Below are 2778 nucleotides of genomic sequence, written 5' to 3'. Positions count from 1 at the left end.
ATAGTTTTTACCGTTGTTTAAATTTAATTAATAATTTTCAATGTAAGGTCAATATTGCCTACAACGGTTTTGTGTAAGATTAGTTGCGTGTTTCAAGCAACTAATTTACTATATAAAACACGAACGGCGAAATTCCGAAGGAATTTCCCAAGTGAGCTTTTACTAGCAATTAATTTTACACGTTGTTGGCAAATCGTTTTTTTTAGTTCAATTGTTTATAAAATCTTTAAAGTCAATATAAAAAGTAAATTCACCTTTGTTTTTCTTTAATCTCATTTTATAAGTTCGATTATTTGAACGAACAATAATTCCTTCTTTGAGTTCTTTGAATTTCCTTTTTTCTTCTCTTCTTCCTTCTCGTTCCGCTTTCTTTGAAATGTATCGTGTAAAAACAATAGGAATTTCAATTAATTGAATTTGTCCGATATTTAATCCATTTCCATTTATTTTATTGATGTTTTCTATAATTATTGGGTAATAATAATCGCTTGTAAATAATATTTTATCAGTTGTATTTTTTGTCGTTAAAGCAAATGAACCATCTTCAAGATTAGTATCGGTTTTGTTCAATAAAACTTTTCCATTATACGTTTCTATTTTTACGCCTGGTAGATTTTCATTAGTATCATAATCAATAACCTTTCCTTTTACCAAAATAGAATTTTGGCCGATTACATTTTGAAAAGAAATCAGAATGATGAATAAAGTCGAGATTACTAAAATTAAGTTTTTCATCATTTTTTAAATGTTTGCCAACGTATTTGTGTATGATTTTTTGCGGGAAAAGGACGCGAGTTCTCTTCCGATGTTGCGGAAAGATAATTAATAAGATTGAATTTCCGGAGAGGAAATTCTGCCGCAATTAATTATACACCTTGTTGGCAAATCGTTTTTTATCATAAGTTGTATTTATTCCATAATAAATTTGTAAGTTGAATTGTCAAAAGTTATAACAACCATAATTTTATCTTTTGAATTCACTATTTCATTGTAAATTTCTGTTTGTGACCAGTCATATAAACCTGACTTAATGAGAGTTTTAACACCTGAAGGAGTTGTTGTAATGTTTTTATACCCAGTTATTATAACTGCATTCTCCCTAAATGATAATGAACTTAATTGAGCTCTGAATTTCTTTCCTTCAGATGTTTTGATTGAAATGAGTCCTTTTTTGACACCATCAACTTTCACTTTTAAGTCTTTGTATTCATATAATTCGAACTTAATATTCCCGTTAAAGTTTTGTGTTACTTTCAAAGATTTTTCAGCATATTTTAAAGCAGCTTTTATTTTTTTTTTCTGAATAACCTAACTTCTGTAACTGTCGTTTAGAAAACTCTTTATATTCATCCAAATTTTTAAAATCAGGTACTTCTTCTAATATTGTATGTACAAGTAAAGGGGAACTGTTAGTTGCAGAATTAGAAAAACTACCAATTGCAACATTCATTTTAATTTCATCTATCTTATCACCAAATTCATCCACTAAATCTGTGTTTTTAAAGAGCGATTGAGCATTAATAGTACTTATGTAAAGTAAAAAGAAAAGTATATTTAGTTTTTTCATAGTTGTGTGTTAAATGTTTGCCAACGGTTAGGCTAAGTGTAGTGCGGTAGTAAGGAAACTGTTCGTTTCCGTCTGTGCACGAAGCTAAAGCTTATTATTTAGTTTTATTTTTTCTTGTCCAAAGCTAAATCCATAAGATTTAGCGACTTTATAAATATACACAGACCTTGCGATTTAGCCCTAAAGTCCGCATTACGTTTGGGTATTGTTGGCAAATGTTTTTTTCGCGTTTGCTTTACGGTTTCTATGGGTAAAATAAATTAATATTGAAGTGATTAATATAATTGAACACCCGTAGATTAAATTTTGAAACTCGTTATGCAGCAAACAGGCCAAAATAAATATTACTGAGAAACCTACTAAAATATAAAGTGCAATTTTAAACTTATTTAAATTAATACTCATTAATAGGGCCGTCACAAGGCCAAGTATTCCAAAAATAGGTTTTAATTGAAGTATAAAACGGTCTATAAATCCCAAGGATGCTTTTAGCGTTTTTTCTCCGGTCTCAATATATTCAAAACTAATTTCTGAAGAATAGACTAAAACTATTCCAAGAACTAAAAAAATATAGCCAGCCGTACCATCCCAATTTCTATTAAATTCAGGAAATATTTTTTGTAATTCAGGAGTTTTTATCTTTTCAGGAAGTTCAAGAAGTGTTATAAGAAGTAATGAAATTCCACAAAATATAATTGCTAGAATAGAATAATATGAAGTGATTGTCAAGCCAAAGACTATTAGTAGAATTATTAAAGCATACTTAAGAAATTTATTTATTCTCGTTCTCTCAATAAGTAGATTAATCCCGAGAAAAATCATAGAAATGGTAATTGTAGGTTTTAATATTCTTTCATTAAAAAGCATAAAATCAGCTTGTGAAAAAAAATCAAATCGAAAAAAGTTATTAATGTATGTTGATTCAGTATAAAAGTTTGCAAGAACTCCAATAATTATCAAGATGATTGCAATAATTTTATTATTGTTTTTTCTTTTTAGTTTACTTTCTAAAAGAGCAATTTTTATCTCTTTTTCCGAGTATCCTTTTTTTAGAAGTTCTAAAGCTATTCTAGTAGTATTATATTTTTTATACTTTAAATCAGAAATTATATGTGATATGTTTTCCATTTTCTAAATGTTTGCCAACGATTTTGCTAAGCATCCGTTTTAATGGTGCTTAGGTTTTGTTGTGTGCTGTAATATACAAAAAA

4 protein-coding genes are annotated in these 2778 nt (G+C 28.1%); all 4 read right to left on the bottom strand.

Going from position 1 to position 2778, the window contains the following annotated elements:
* Nucleotides 1-207 precede the first annotated feature (207 nt).
* Entirely contained in the window at nucleotides 208-738 is a 531-nt protein-coding gene (locus ACFQ1U_RS13640; RefSeq protein WP_386109322.1) for a hypothetical protein, read from the bottom strand.
* A 171-nt stretch (nucleotides 739-909) separates the two neighbouring features.
* Entirely contained in the window at nucleotides 910-1257 is a 348-nt protein-coding gene (locus ACFQ1U_RS13635) for a hypothetical protein (RefSeq protein WP_386109320.1), read from the bottom strand.
* A 7-nt stretch (nucleotides 1258-1264) separates the two neighbouring features.
* Entirely contained in the window at nucleotides 1265-1567 is a 303-nt protein-coding gene (locus tag ACFQ1U_RS13630) for a hypothetical protein (protein WP_386109318.1), read from the bottom strand.
* A gap of 192 nt (nucleotides 1568-1759) precedes the next feature.
* Complete coding sequence (locus ACFQ1U_RS13625) at nucleotides 1760-2695, bottom strand: hypothetical protein (protein WP_386109316.1); 936 nt, start codon at nucleotides 2693-2695, stop codon at nucleotides 1760-1762.
* Nucleotides 2696-2778: the final 83 nt, after the last annotated feature.

Origin of the sequence: Tenacibaculum geojense (assembly GCF_042676005.1) — a bacterium.
Lineage (GTDB): Bacteria > Bacteroidota > Bacteroidia > Flavobacteriales > Flavobacteriaceae > Polaribacter > Polaribacter geojense.
Note: the sequence above shows the minus strand (reverse complement) of the source record. Positions and strands in the feature narration are given on the sequence as shown.

Excerpts from the sequence above, each read along its gene's own strand:
- ACFQ1U_RS13630 (WP_386109318.1), bottom strand. The coding sequence starts at position 1,567 with ATGAAAAAACTAAATATACTTTTCTTTTTACTTTACATAAGTACTATT.
- ACFQ1U_RS13640 (WP_386109322.1), bottom strand. The coding sequence starts at position 738 with ATGATGAAAAACTTAATTTTAGTAATCTCGACTTTATTCATCATTCTG.
- ACFQ1U_RS13625 (WP_386109316.1), bottom strand. The coding sequence starts at position 2,695 with ATGGAAAACATATCACATATAATTTCTGATTTAAAGTATAAAAAATAT.